This window comes from Paracholeplasma manati, assembly GCF_025742995.1.
Taxonomy (GTDB): Bacteria; Bacillota_I; Bacilli_A; order Acholeplasmatales; family UBA5453; genus Paracholeplasma; species Paracholeplasma manati.
The window spans coordinates 428,346-443,069 of sequence record NZ_JAOVQM010000002.1; the positions used below are offsets into that span (position 1 = coordinate 428,346).

Annotated in this window: 13 protein-coding genes; 12 read left to right on the forward strand and 1 reads right to left on the reverse strand. The window is 39.1% G+C overall.

Features of this window, described 5'->3' with window-relative positions:
• Positions 1–31 precede the first annotated feature (31 nt).
• Positions 32–1,021, forward strand: coding sequence for a recombinase RecA (gene recA, locus N7548_RS04200; RefSeq protein ID WP_263608188.1), 990 nt, complete (start codon positions 32–34; stop codon positions 1,019–1,021).
• Between the two features lie 33 nt (positions 1,022–1,054).
• On the opposite strand, the gene N7548_RS04205 is transcribed toward recA, so the two are convergent.
• Positions 1,055–1,642 carry a hypothetical protein gene (locus N7548_RS04205; protein ID WP_263608189.1) on the reverse strand — a complete coding sequence of 196 codons (588 nt, stop codon included), beginning with the start codon at positions 1,640–1,642 and terminating at the stop codon, positions 1,055–1,057.
• A 223-nt stretch (positions 1,643–1,865) separates the two neighbouring features.
• Between N7548_RS04205 and rny the strand changes: the two genes are divergently transcribed.
• The 11 genes from rny to efp all read left to right on the forward strand — a co-directional run bounded on the left by rny (position 1,866) and on the right by efp (position 14,716).
• On the forward strand, positions 1,866–3,428 hold the full coding sequence (rny, locus tag N7548_RS04210) for a ribonuclease Y (protein WP_263608190.1): 1,563 nt from the start codon (positions 1,866–1,868) through the stop codon (positions 3,426–3,428).
• Between the two features lie 36 nt (positions 3,429–3,464).
• The gene (locus tag N7548_RS04215) at positions 3,465–4,223 is read left to right on the forward strand and encodes a TIGR00282 family metallophosphoesterase (protein ID WP_263608191.1); all 759 of its coding nucleotides are present in this window, start codon (positions 3,465–3,467) and stop codon (positions 4,221–4,223) included.
• 120 nt (positions 4,224–4,343) lie between these two features.
• Positions 4,344–5,780 (forward strand): tRNA (N6-isopentenyl adenosine(37)-C2)-methylthiotransferase MiaB, encoded by a 1,437-nt coding sequence (miaB, locus tag N7548_RS04220; RefSeq protein WP_263608192.1) that lies wholly within the window; start codon positions 4,344–4,346, stop codon positions 5,778–5,780.
• The gene (locus tag N7548_RS04225) at positions 5,773–6,126 is read left to right on the forward strand and encodes a YlbF family regulator (RefSeq protein WP_263608193.1); all 354 of its coding nucleotides are present in this window, start codon (positions 5,773–5,775) and stop codon (positions 6,124–6,126) included. The genes miaB and N7548_RS04225 overlap by 8 nt, the downstream gene beginning before the upstream one ends.
• 105 nt (positions 6,127–6,231) lie before the next feature.
• Positions 6,232–8,034: a hypothetical protein gene (locus tag N7548_RS04230; protein ID WP_263608194.1), complete on the forward strand. Its 1,803-nt coding sequence runs from the start codon at positions 6,232–6,234 to the stop codon at positions 8,032–8,034.
• A gap of 32 nt (positions 8,035–8,066) precedes the next feature.
• Positions 8,067–10,592, forward strand: a complete 2,526-nt coding sequence (gene mutS / locus N7548_RS04235; RefSeq protein WP_263608195.1) for a DNA mismatch repair protein MutS — start codon at positions 8,067–8,069, stop codon at positions 10,590–10,592.
• Positions 10,593–10,605: 13 nt separating this feature from the next.
• Positions 10,606–12,318: a DNA mismatch repair endonuclease MutL gene (gene mutL, locus N7548_RS04240; protein ID WP_263608196.1), complete on the forward strand. Its 1,713-nt coding sequence runs from the start codon at positions 10,606–10,608 to the stop codon at positions 12,316–12,318.
• Complete coding sequence (gene miaA / locus N7548_RS04245) at positions 12,315–13,190, forward strand: tRNA (adenosine(37)-N6)-dimethylallyltransferase MiaA (RefSeq protein ID WP_263608197.1); 876 nt, start codon at positions 12,315–12,317, stop codon at positions 13,188–13,190. The genes mutL and miaA overlap by 4 nt, the downstream gene beginning before the upstream one ends.
• A 1-nt stretch (position 13,191) precedes the next feature.
• The gene (locus N7548_RS04250) at positions 13,192–13,683 is read left to right on the forward strand and encodes a shikimate kinase (protein ID WP_263608199.1); all 492 of its coding nucleotides are present in this window, start codon (positions 13,192–13,194) and stop codon (positions 13,681–13,683) included.
• The gene (locus N7548_RS04255; protein WP_263608200.1) at positions 13,680–14,105 is read left to right on the forward strand and encodes a type II 3-dehydroquinate dehydratase; all 426 of its coding nucleotides are present in this window, start codon (positions 13,680–13,682) and stop codon (positions 14,103–14,105) included. Before N7548_RS04250 ends, N7548_RS04255 begins: the two co-directional genes overlap by 4 nt.
• A 47-nt stretch (positions 14,106–14,152) precedes the next feature.
• Complete coding sequence (gene efp, locus N7548_RS04260; RefSeq protein WP_263608201.1) at positions 14,153–14,716, forward strand: elongation factor P; 564 nt, start codon at positions 14,153–14,155, stop codon at positions 14,714–14,716.
• The last annotated feature ends 8 nt before the right edge of the window (positions 14,717–14,724 follow it).

Here is a 14,724-nt window from a genome sequence, read left to right on the forward strand (position 1 = left end):
GTTGTATATATAGATTATAGGAGGCCAAATAATGGACGTTAAAAAACAAGAAGCATTGCTCAATGCGATGAAGCAAATAGAAAAACAATACGGTAAAGGCGCTGTCATGAAATTGGGCGATGAAGCCGATCGTCATGTCGAATCATCCCCATCGGGGTCGATTGCGTTAGACGTTGCTTTAGGCATTGGCGGTTACCCAAAGGGTAGAATCATCGAAATTTATGGACCAGAATCATCTGGTAAGACCACATTCGCGTTAACAGCGATTGCAGAAGTACAAAGACAAGGTGGCTTCGCTGCGTTTATCGATGCGGAACATGCCTTAGACCCACAATACGCAAAAGCGTTGGGTGTCGATGTCGATAACTTGATTCTTTCACAACCAGATACGGGTGAACAAGCGTTAGAAATTGCTGAAGCATTGATTCGTAGTGGTGCGATTGGCATCGTGGTTGTAGACTCGGTTGCGGCACTCGTTCCTGAAGCCGAAATCAATGGCGACATGGGGGATTCCCATGTGGGCTTACAAGCGCGTTTGATGAGCCAAGCGATGAGAAAATTGTCTGGGATCATCAACAAGACCAATACCATCGCGATTTTCATTAACCAAATTCGTGAAAAAGTCGGTGTTATGTTCGGCAACCCTGAAACCACATCCGGTGGTAGAGCACTCAAATTCTATGCATCGGTTAGACTTGAAGTTAGGAGAAGCGAACAAATTAAAGCAGGAAACGACGTGGTTGGGAATAAAGTCAACATTAAAGTCGTTAAGAATAAGGTTGCGCCACCATTTAAACAAGCCAGCGTGGATATTGTTTATGGCAAAGGTGTATCCAAAATGGGCGAACTCGTCGATTTAGCTGTTGAACTCGAAATCATCAAGAAATCTGGCGCATGGTATGCCTATGAAGGTGAAAAAATCGGACAAGGTAGAGAAAATGCCAAAGACTATTTAGAAACCCATGCTGATATGGCGAAAGACATTGAAGTCAAAGTCAGACAAGCTTATCAATTAACCTAAAAAAATAGACGCTAGCGTTGGCTAGCGTCTTTTTTATGCTGGAATGATTTGTGTGCCGTCTTTAATCAAATCGATTGGTAGGCGGACATAGATGGTTCTTGCGAAAGCTTCACCCATAATGGTTTCTTCATAAGTGATTTTCGCATATAAATAAGGACCCGATGCTTGAACAAATGGCAGTACATTTTGTTCCATATCATAATTAAAATTCAGTTGAACAGATCGAGCTGTACTTAAAGTGACGGATTGCTCTGTCGAAACTTCAGTGTATTTTGCCCAGCGGGTTGCTAATTGAAATTGGATGCGAATATTGTTAATTGGGTTAATACCCGTTTCACGTGTGAGTGTATATTCTATCTTGTAATAACCACCAAGGTTATCCTCGTTTGGAAGACGAACTTGAGCAATTTTATAGTCAAGGCTGAACACGGGTAAATCATTTAAACTAACCACATCAGCTTGCTTGTCTTCAAATAGTACAGGTTTGCTGTCAACATACTTTTGAATATAAATACTCGGTATAAATACCATTGGTAAGACGATAAAGAATAAAACCGCAAAAATCGCTAAACGGTGTTGATAAATCCAAGCCCATTTACTGATTTTTTTAACTTTTCTCATAAAATCCCTCATTTCACGTAACCTTATTATACTACACGCCATTATAAAAAAAAAGTCAGAATGTAATGCGTTGACTAAAAGTCATTTCTCCTATATAATTAAATAGTAGTATGCAGGAATAAAACCTTAAATAAAAGTATATCAATTTTGATAATGTTGTTTAATATATTTAACGCTCATGTAATGAAAAAGTAACAAATCAAAACAAATGGAGGAATGAACGATGGAACATGTAGTATGGTCAATCGTCTCCATTTTGCTACTCGCTTTAGGCTTGGTTGGAGGCTTTATTTTCCGTGTGAAACAACACGAAAAGAGCTTACAAAATAGCCGTGAACAAGCAAAGAAAATTGTTGAAGAGGGCACTAAAGAAGCCGAAAAACTCAAAAAGGAAGCCATTCTAGAAGCACGTCAAAATATTTTTGATCAAAAACGTGAATTCGAACGTGATATGAAGGAACGTAAACAAGTCGTTCTCGATTTGGAAACCAAAATATCACAACGCGATGAAATGCTAAACAGAAGAGCAGCCAATTTGGACAAAAGAGAAGAATTTCTTGGACAAAAAGAAATCAAGCTGGACGAAAAGAAACAAGAACTTGAACAATTGAATGGCAAAGTGGAAGACATTTTGAAACAACAAGAAGCGAAATTAATGGAGATTTCAGGTATTTCCACAGAACAGGCACAAGCGATCATCATGGATCGTGTAAGACAAAACATGTCTGAGGAAATTTCAAATTACATTAAAGAAGAAGAAGAAAAAGCAAAATCAGAAGTAGATCAACGAGCGAAGAATCTATTGACTCTGGCAATTCAAAAATATGCCAGTGAAACAACAAGCGAAAGAACGGTATCAGTTGTATCCCTTCCAACCGATGAAATGAAGGGTAGAATCATTGGACGCGAAGGACGTAATATTCGCACCATTGAGGCATTAACCGGTGTTGACCTCATCATTGACGACACACCTGAAGCAGTCGTATTATCCGGATTTGATCCGATCAGAAGAGAAGTTGCAAAACGTGCATTAACCGCCTTAGTTGAAGATGGTCGTATCCACCCGGGTCGCATCGAAGAAGTCGTGGATAGAGCACAACAAGAAGTCGATATGTTCATCCGTGAAGCGGGTGAAAATGCCGTATTCCAAACAGGTATTGGTAAACTCCATCCGGACTTAGTGAAACTATTGGGCCGCATGAGTTTTAGAACATCCTATGGACAAAACGTCCTTAAACACTCGATTGAAACAGCATTTTTAGCGGGTAAATTAGCCGCTGAAATCGGTGAAAATGAAGTGCTTGCAAAACGTGCAGGTCTACTCCATGATATCGGTAAAGCCGTTGACCACGAAGTCGAAGGTTCACACGTTGAAATCGGTGTTCAAATCGTATCCAAGTACCATGAACCAAAAGAAGTTATTGACGCGATTGCATCACACCATGGCGACAAAGAACCACAATCCATCATCGCAGTGTTGGTAGCAGCCGCTGACGCACTTTCTGCAGCAAGACCAGGCGCACGTAGTGAATCAATTGATAACTACATCAAGCGTCTTGAACAATTAGAATCCATTTCTAACAAAGTTGCAGGGGTTGAACGTTCGTTTGCGATTCAAGCCGGTCGTGAAATTAGAGTCATCGTTAAACCCGATGAAGTGGATGATTTATCCACATTTAAAGTTGCTCGTGAAATCAAAGAACAAATTGAAGCAAACCTTCAATATCCAGGTACCATCAAAGTTACCGTTGTTAGAGAAACACGCGCTACAGATATTGCAAAATAAAAGGGGCTTGTCCCCTTTTTCTTTTAAAGAAGGTGTATGATGAGAATTTTATTCATTGGTGACATTTACGGTGAACCGGGTAGAAGGATTTTAATGGACAATTTAGACCAATTAAAGTCCGATTATAAACCCAACATCATTATTGTCAATGCTGAAAATAGCGCGAACAATGGTCGTGGCATTACCCAGCGTTTTTACAAAGAATTGATGGCTGCAGGTGTCCATTGTGTGACCATGGGCAACCACGTGTGGGGTCAAAATGACCTCGTTGAATACATCGACGATTCGCACATTGTTCGCCCCCTCAATTTTCCTAAAGCACCGGGTAAAGGGTATGATATCATCAAATACAACCAACAAACGGTTTTGGTGATCAATGCTTTGGGTAGAACATTTATGAATGCCAACTTGGAATCCCCATTTTTCGAAATTGACAAAGTATTAGAAAGCGAAAAAGCCGATTTTACGTTTGTGGATTTTCACGCAGAAGCAACCTCTGAAAAAGTGGCTTTAGGTCATTATTTAGATGGCCGTGTGGACGCTGTTGTGGGGACACACACCCATATTCCAACCGCCGATAATCGAGTTTTGCCAAAAGGTACCTTGTACATCACCGACGTGGGTATGACTGGACCACTGGATGGTATCATCGGGGTCGATCGTGACATCGTGGTCAACCGATTTTTATATGGATATTCGCCTGCCAATGTGGTTGCGAATACCAAGAATCAATTGAACGCCGTTATCATGGACCTCAAAAAGAAAACCATCGAACGTATTCATATTGAAGATTAAGCACACCTTAGGGTGTGTTTTTATTTTTTTTCTGGAATAGGTGTGATATTTAGATGCCTAAAACACCCTTTCAATTGAAATGAACAGGGTAAACGTGTATACTAATCCTAGGTGATTATAGTGATAGATATCGACAAATATTTCAAACCTAATTTAAAACAAGCGCGTAAACGTACCCAAGCGGATACTGAATATAAGGATTTTCAATTGGACGAACGCCTACAAAAATTTGGCGTTGGAAAATTTTACAAAATACAAACATATGGCTGTCAAGGCAATGAAGCCGATGGGGAAACCATGGGCGGGATTTTGCGTGACATGGGTTATCAACCGACCGAAGATGAAGCACAAGCCGACATTATTTTAATCAACACGTGCGCCATTCGTGAAAATGCGGAGAACCGAATTTGGGGCGAACTGGGACGAATGAAACCTTTGAAACGCAGAAATCCGGATTTATTGTTGGGTCTCTGTGGGTGCATGGCTCAAGAAGAGAATGTCGTTAACCGCGTCTTAGAAAAATACCAACACGTGGATTTAATCTTTGGTACACACAACATCCATTTATTACCTCAATACATCGAAACCGCTCACTTTAATAAAGAACGCGTCATCGAAGTTTTCTCAGAAGAGGGCAATATCGTTGAAAATCTACCAAAAGCCAGACAAAACCCTTACAAAGCATGGGTCAATATTATGTTTGGTTGTGATGAATTTTGTACGTATTGTATTGTACCTTATACCCGTGGTAAAGAACGTTCCAGGTCCAAAGAAGACATTATAGAAGAAGTCAAAGAACTCAAAGCATTGGGCTACCAAGAAGTCACATTATTGGGTCAAAATGTCAATGCGTATGGTAAGGATTTTAAAGATCAAGATTACACCTTTGGCGATTTATTGATGGATTTGGATAAAATAGGTATTCCAAGAATTCGTTTTACCACAAGTCATCCACACGATTTAGATGATAAAACCATCGAAGCATTTAGAAGTTGTCCATCGGTGATGCCGCATCTCCATCTTCCCGTACAATCGGGTAGTAATGCCGTACTCAAGAAAATGAATCGCCATTACACAAGAGAACTCTATGTGGATGTGATTCGTAAACTACGTGAAGCGAAACCAGACATCGCACTGACAACCGATATCATTGTCGCGTTCCCTACCGAAACAGAAGCCGATTTCCAAATGACATTAGATTTGGTAAAAGAAATCGACTTTGAAGGGGCTTATACATTTATATTTTCCAAGCGCGCGGGTACACCTGCGTACAGCTTCGAGGATAATATTCCAGAATCAGAGAAGAAAGAACGCTTAAAACGCTTGATCAAATTGGTCAATGACGGTTATCTCAGAGCGAGCCAAAAATATATGAATCAAGTTGTCGAAGTCCTCGTTGAAGGGGTTTCTAAACAAGATGAACGTACCCTAGCGGGGTATTCAGAACACAATAAATTGGTCAACTTTAAAGGGGACAAATCGCTCATCGGTAAGATTGTCAAAGTCAAAATTACCCAACCTAGAACGTGGTTTTTAATCGGTGAAGCTTGTGAGTAAGCAAGACGAACTCATTGAAATGATTCAATCTTTAGACATCTTAAAGAGTTATCAAAAGTTTGAACACATCATCAATAATGACAAAGAATTGAAGCGTCGATTTGCAGAAATGAAGGCGATTCAAAAACAATTGGTGAATGCGAAAACAATTCAAAAACCGAAGGCTTTAAATCAATTTCAAACCCAGTATGATGAGATTCGAAATTCGATTGAAAATGACCCAATGATTGAGATGTATTTAGACCTCCAACAAGAGTTAAATGATTTATTAATAGAGATTAAAGAAATCATCGAAAATGAAATAAACAGCACCTTAACTAAATATCAATTTGAGAGTGGGAAATAGCCGTAATAACGGACCATCCCACTTTTTTTTGGCTGGGTGTCACACTTGTAAAAATTATAATTATGAGGTATGATATTAGTAGCAAACACAATTGGGGGGAATATTATGGCAATTCTAACGATGTTTAGCGAAGTTAAAATTGGGGACAAAAAAGTCAAAATCGAAGATTTGGTCGGAACACTGATTTTTTATCCAGCAGATAAAGTTGTCCGCTTTTTCGAGTTGATTGGGTTAACTGTACCACGTAAGCTTAGAATGGCTTCACTTAGACGTGAATTAGATCCATTTGTTACCAGCAAGAAAATTGTCCAACAAACCTTGTCAGACGAAGTGAATTATCGTCTTTCTTGGTATGACCATTTCAGCGAATCTCAATTGGTGAACTTAGTACCACAATTTAAAGATGCCGAATTAGACCGTAAATCCAGAGAAACCTTGTGGGTCAATTTGTTATCTTATCTATTCGACAAACAAGTGCCTGAAGGTGAATTGATGGGGTTTGTTAAAGCCGCCAAAGAACATCAAAAAGGTGCCGTCCTTGAAGATTTCGTCGCTTATAATGATAAATTGAATTCCATCTTTTTTGACGAACTCAATCAAATCGATGGCTTAACACCTGAAGTATTTAGACCAGTATTATTCAAGAGTTCGACCTTGGTTGAACTTAGAGAAATCGGTAAAAAATTTGGTGTAGATGTCCCACGTCGTTTGAAAAAGAGTGAACTTGTAGACATCATTGTCAGAGAATTGAAAAACCAAGACAAATATACCAAAGAATTAGAAGACAAAGTAAACGGATTGGCAGTCATTCAACTCCAACGTTTCGCCATTGAATATAACATCAAAGCTTCCATTGAACTCAAAAAAGAAGAAATCATTGAGTATATCCTTGCCAATGCTTCTGAAACCAAGGAAAAATATTACGTGCCATCCACCCCAGGTGTTTATGAAGAAATCAAACCATCTGCACGTGTTTATGTGGATGAAGAACCTGAAGTGAAAGTAGCTGTAGAACCAGAACCGGTCATTGAAAAAGTAGTCGAATCCGAACCAATGGTTTCGATTTTACCAGTCGATGAAGAGGTTGAAGCACTCAAACCAGAACCTAAACCAGAACCAGTAGTGGCCGCTGAACCTGTGATTGAAGAAAAACAAACAGAACCAAAACCGGAACCTAAAGTGGTTGAAAAGCAACCAGAACCTAGACCTTATGAACCACGTCAAGCCTATTATTATGGTGAACCACCTAGAGTAGAAACCGTAAAAGAAACGGTTGTTGTAGAATCCATTCCGAAAGAAGCTTTGGATGGCATTATCGCTGAACTTCGTGCCTTACGTATGGATTTGAATCAATATCACCAAGCGATGTTGGATAAAGCGTATGAAAAAGCACATAGACCAATTCTAACCCCAACCTTCATGATGGGTTATGAAACCACCCTTTCTGCTAAAGAATGGGATAAAGTTGAAAAGGCAGAAGCAAAACAAATTGAAGAAATGAATACGGTCAAGACCGAACTCACCGCTTCAACGACTTCTGTGATTGAAGAAATCAAAGAAGAAGATAACCTCGCGAATGTCGATAATTCAAAGAAATCCAGAAAACAACGCAAACAAGCCAAGGTTAAAAAGCCAGTTGGTAAAGTCAGAAAGACCATTCGTTGGATTGTTATTATCTTATTGTTATTAGCTGTCGTGTATGCTGCGATTGGATTCTTAAGAGCTTATGGTATATTCCAATTTGGATTACCAGCATGGACAGATAATCCAAACAAAGGTATCCTAAATATCATTTTTGATCCAGGTTTCGAATTTGCTAATTTGATTAAAACTTGGTTTGAAACAACGCTTCAATACATGGGTAATTGGGAAGCATTTATGAACTGGTGGAACAATTTATTTAATTAATAACATAGAATTAAAAGTAGAAAGGTGATTGTATGGGCAAAAAAGACATTACATACACCCCAATGATGCAACAATATTTAGACATTAAAAAGGACTACGCTGACGCGATAGTCTTTTTTAGATTAGGTGACTTCTACGAAATGTTCTTTGATGATGCCATTCTCGCATCCAAAGAATTAGAGATTGCTTTAACGGGTCGTGATGCAGGGGTCAAAGAACGCGTACCGATGTGTGGGGTACCTTACCACGCAGTGATTCCATATGCGCAAAGATTGATTCAAAAAGGATATAAGATTGCGATTGTCGAACAAGTAACCGAACCAGGTAATGGTTTGGTAAAACGTGAAGTCGTCAAGTTGATTACCCCTGGAATGATTATGGATGAAGGTATTTTAGATGCGTCTAGTTATAACTACATTGGCGCACTGATCCAAGATAAACTCAAATACCATTTGGCGTTTGCTGACTTATCTACCGGGGATTTGTCGTTATTAAAAGATTTGTCTGACACGGATTTAATTAAACAAATATTGGTCTTAAATATTAAAGAATTGGTACTACAACGAGATCAAAAGCGATTATCAGAACGCTTAAAACCTTATGTGTTGATTTCATATACTGATGGCCGATTACCGTCAGAATTACTCGAAGGACTCACGGATTTACCACGCGAAACCGTGGCTTCTTTACTATACTATTTAAGCGATACTCAAAAGAGTGACATCAAACAATTCAACCGATTGAATGTCATTGAACCAGAGTCTTTCTTAAAGATAGATTATCAAAGCCGTGCCAGTCTAGAACTATCAGCCAGTAATGGTAAGCGTCAATCGGAAACATTATTATCCACGATTGACCACACCATCACAGCACTGGGTTCAAGATTGATGCGAAAATTCATGGATGAACCGAGTCGTGATGAATCCACATTGTTGTATCGTTATGACTTAATTGATGAATTGAACAAAAACATCATTCATTTAAATGACTTAAGAGAGTCTTTAAAAGGGGTATATGACCTTAGAAGAATCACATCACGTATCGCAACCAAAAATGCTTCTGGTAAAGATTTGGCTCAACTTCGTCAAACACTCTCCAGGGTACCAGCCATCAAATCGGTTTTAGATGCATATCAAAGCACGTTGTTACTAGACTTAAATCAGCAAGTCGATGATTTTGATGCGCTATATACACTATTAAATCGTGCCATTGAAACAGACCCACCGTTGACATTAAAAGAAGGTGGACTCATCAAATTAGGGTATCATCCAGAACTCGATAAACTCAAGAATGCTTCCAGTGATGGTAAAACCTGGATGATGGATTTTGAATCTAGAGAAAAAGAGCGCACAGGCATTAAAAACCTTAAAGTTGGATATAACCGTGTGTTTGGTTATTACATTGAAATATCCAAGGGAAACCTAGATTTGGTAAAACCTGACTTCGGATACGAACGAAAACAAACCTTATCTACAGGTGAGCGTTATGTCACACCCGAACTCAAAGAAAAAGAAGCCTTCTTGTTGTCCGCTGGTGAAAAAGAACTCGCTTTAGAATACGAATTATTTCTCCAACTTCGCGACGAGGTTGCAACCTATACGAAAGATTTACAACGATTATCTGATCATATCGCCTTCATCGATGTGATGTCCACATTGGCGTTTATTGCGAAAAAATCACGCTATGTACGTCCGATTTTACAAAAAGAACCGGTTGTTCATGTACGAAACGGCCGTCATCCTGTAGTTGAACAAGCCCTTGAAGGTAAATTTGTCGAAAACCACATTGACATCAACGAATCGGGTATTTTATTGATTACAGGACCGAATATGAGTGGTAAATCCACTTACATGAGGATGCTTGCACAAATCGTTGTTTTGGCACAAATGGGTTCATTTGTACCTGCTGAAGAAGCGAAACTACCGATTTTTGATGCGATTTATACCAGAATTGGGGCGAGCGATGATTTGAGTGCAGGTCAATCGACCTTCATGGTGGAAATGCTTGAAGCCAATGAAGCGATACGTAACGCTACCAAACAAAGTTTATTGATTTTCGACGAAATCGGTCGAGGTACCGCCACCTATGATGGGATGGCACTCGCCCAAGCCATCATCGAATATGTACACGAAAAAATCAAAGCCATCACACTATTTTCAACCCATTACCACGAACTAACCGCTTTGGAACAAACCTTAAAACGACTAAAAAATATCCATGTATCAGCGGTTGAAGAGAAACATACGATTGTCTTCCTTCATAAAATCAAAGAAGGACCGACCGATAAGTCTTATGGAATCAATGTGGCAGAACTTGCAAAACTCCCGAAAACATTGATTTATCGAGCCGACGGAATTTTAAAACATTTAGAAGCGGATAAGAAAAAAACAGCGTTACTAAATCTATTCAATTTTGATCAAGTCGATGCGATTGAAAATACATTTGTAACCAAAACAGAAGAGCATGTCATCGAGTCTTTAAAAGAAACAGACATCAACACATTGACCCCATTAGATGCGCTCATGTTGATCAAAAAATTACAAGACGAATTGAAATAAAGGAGGGATTCTCATGGCAACCATCATCAAATTAGACGAACGACTATCCAACATGATCGCTGCTGGAGAAGTCGTCACCCGTCCGGCATCGGCACTCAAAGAATTGATAGAAAATGCCATTGATGCGAAATCAACGAAAATTGAAATTCATCTTAAAAACCATGGTCTAGAAGAAATTAAAGTGCTCGATAATGGCATTGGGATGGATAAAACAGACCTACATTTGGCGTTTTTAAGACACGCCACTTCAAAAATCAAAAATGAATTTGACCTAGCCCATATTGTGAGTCTAGGGTTTCGTGGTGAAGCGGTCCCAGCGATTGCATCGGTTTCAAAAATGGTGATTTCTTCAAAAACACCTCAAACCGATCCTTATTTTGTCACCTATGAAGGTGGGACATTCATCGAAGAAGGGTACGTGGCTTTAAATCAAGGTACCGAAGTCAAAGTCAGAGACTTGTTTTATAATGTCCCTGCTCGATTAAAATACATCAAATCGCCACAAACAGAACTCGCTTACATGTTAGAAGTCATCGATGAAATGATTCTATCCAATCCAAAGATTGCGTTCATTGTCACCCATGACCAAAAAACATTGAGAAAGACCAGTGGAACTGGCGATTATGTCGAACTATTCCATCACCTTTACGGGGCGGATGTAGCGAAAACACTCAAACAACATCAAACCGAACAAAACGATATTAAGATTAAAGCGTATTTGGTATCTCCACAAATCACCCGTGCCCGAAAGAACGACATTGTGATTGCTGTAAATGGTCGGACCATTCAAAACTATACATTGGTGAACAGCGTCGTTGAAGGTTATCATACGCACTTGATGGTCGGACGCTATCCCATCGCTTTCATCGACATCAAAATGGATGTCGCATTGATCGATGTCAATGTCCATCCGCAAAAGAAAGAAATTAAATTTACCAATGAATATGTCGTAGCAAATCTCATTCGCAAATGTGTATCCGATGCGTTTACAGTTCAATACGAATCCATTCCTGATGTATTAAAGGAAACCCCTAAACCAGTTAAATATACAGGATTCGAACTTTGGGAAAGCGGCATGGATATCCAAGTAGAAGAAACCAAACCAAGGACTTTTAATACACCGGACGTAACGGTAAGTGAAACGAAGAAATTACCACTGATGAGTTATGTAGGTGTTTACGCAGGGACTTATTTATTGTTTCAAAATCCAACTGGGCTATACTTGGTTGACCAACATGCGGCTGCCGAACGTATCCGTTATGAAATGATTTATGACAGATTAGGGGCCATCAAAACGGAGCACAAACAGTTATTGACGCCCATGACATATACATTTAGACCAGTTGAAATTGACATCATTGAACAAAACAAAGCCTTGATTGCTTCATATGGGCTAGACTTTGAACCGTTCCAAGATAGCTATATTTTAAGAGAACTACCGATATGGTTAGAAGACAAAGATGTGGACTATATGGTTTATGGTTTGATTGAACAACTCAGACAATACCAATCGATTGATTTAAAAAAACTAAGAGATCAACTCGCTAAAGATGTCGCTTGTAAAGGCGCAATCAAAGCCAACAAACCACTATCCACCATTGAAATAGAACACTTGATGACACAACTCAATGCCTGTGAAAATCCATATTATTGTCCTCATGGCAGACCCATTGTCATTTCATTCACACAGTATGAAATTGAAAAATTGTTTAAGAGGATTGTATGAAAAAAGTCGTTGTGATTTGTGGGCCTACAGCCGTAGGTAAGACCAAACTATCCATCGATTTGGCCAAACATTTTAAAGCAGAAATCATCTCAGGTGATTCTGTTCAAGTATTTCGAAGACTCGATATTGGGTCTGCGAAAATTACACCTGCAGAACAAGCGGGCATACCACATCACATGATCGATATCTTAGACCCTACGGAAGCATTTGATGTCGCAAGCTTTCAACGCTTGGTTCGAACACACATTGAACAAATCGAAACCCCATTCGTGGTAGGTGGTACTGGTTTATACATTAAAGCTGCGTTGTTTGATTATGAATTCAACAATCCAAAACGCGATATTGATGCTGAAAAAGCCTTAGACGATATCGATAATGAAACCCTCCACAAACAATTAATGGTGATTGACCCAGAAACAGCGAAAACACTGCATCCCAACAATCGCAGACGGGTATTAAGAGCCCTCACTTTGGCACAAGAAACCAAACGCAGTACCCTCCAAAAGAAGGATGTACCAGTGTATGATGCACTTATTATATACGCTTCTATGGAACGTTCGTTGCTCTATGAACGCATCAACCGACGTGTGGACTTAATGATGGAAGAGGGCTTTTTAGACGAAGTCAAAGCTTTGAAAGCAGAGGGAATTGAATTGGATATTTTAGGGTATCGTGAATTATCACAATACCTAGATGGTATCTATGCCTTGGAAGTTGCTATCGAAGAAATCAAAAAGAAAACCAGACATTTGGCAAAAAGACAACAAACCTGGTTCAGCAACCAAATGCATGCTGAACTGGTGGATATGGCAGACTATGAATTTGCTTTACGCCAATCCATTGAAAAAATAACGGCATTTTATCAGAGGTAATATGAATATTTATTTAATCGGAATGCCAGGGGCAGGGAAAACCACCATTGGTAAACATTTAGCAAAACAACTCAATTACACCTTCATCGATTTGGATCATGAGATTGAACGCAATTCACTTATGTTTATCGATGAACTGTTTGAAAAATATGGTGAAGCAACATTTAGAGCACAAGAAAAGAAAGCTTTATCGGAGATTAGAGGAGATCATTTGGTCATATCTACGGGTGGTGGAATTGTCAAAGACCGCACCAATAAAGCGCTAATGAACGGCATTAAAGTCTATATTGATACCGACATTACGCTGATTGAAGACCGTATCGAACATGACTATCCAAGACCATTACTAAAAAACAAATCGCTCGACACGCTTTATCAAGAACGGATGTTAAACTATGTCTTTTTCGCAGATTTAATCGTGTCGAATGACGGTAATATCGAACAAACAACCACCAAATTGATTCAACTGCTAAAGGAGAAATTCAACCTATGAAATGTCTCGTTGTACACGGTCCTAACCTCAATATGTTGGGTAAACGAAATCCAGATGTGTATGGGTCTTTCACCATGCAAGACATCAATCAACTGTTGGCTGAAACCTATCCAGAGGTGGATTTTACGTTTTACCAATCCAACCATGAAGGTGCATTGATCGACTTGCTTCAAGGTAGCGATGAATACAATATGCTTGTCATCAATGCAGGGGGACTATCACATTATTCTGTTTCTTTAAGAGATGCCTTTGAACTCGTTACCTGTAAAAAAGCGGTCGTTCATTTGAGTGACATTGAACAAAGAGAGTCTTTTCGACATATAGATCTATTAAAACCCCTCGCAGATGTGTATGTGAAAGGTTTGAAAGCACAAAGTTATGTGCTCGCGATAAAAGAATTAATCGAAAAACATTTACATTAAGACGATGTATGATATAATATAAAAGGATTTTTTAAGGAGGTAAAGACATGTATACAACAAGTGATTTTAAAACGGGTCTTACCATTGGTTATAAAGGTAACATCTATTCAATCATGGAGTTCATGCACGTAAAATCAGCAAACTCAATGGCGTTCGTTCGTACAAAAGTTAGAAATTTAAGAACAGGTGCAATCACTGAAATGGCGTTCAATGCTCAAGAAAAATTTGAAAGAGCACAAATCGACAAAATTTCGATGCAATACTTATATGGTTCAGATGGTATGCACGTATTCATGAATTTGGATAACTACGAACAAATCGAAATTCCTAATGAACAAATCAAAAATGAAGCGCGTTTCATTGTCGATGGTATGACGGTTGAAGTCTTATCTTACAATGAAGTTGAAATCTTAGGGATCAATTTGCCTGATAAAGTTGCATTAACTGTGAAAGAAACCGTACCTGGCGTTAAAGGCGATACCAAAACCACTGCGATGAAAGATGCTGTACTTGAAACTGGTTTACAAACCAAAGTACCAATGTTCATTGAAGAAGGCGAACGTATTGTAGTTAGTACCATTGACGGGTCTTATGTTTCTCGCGAAAAATAAGCAATGAA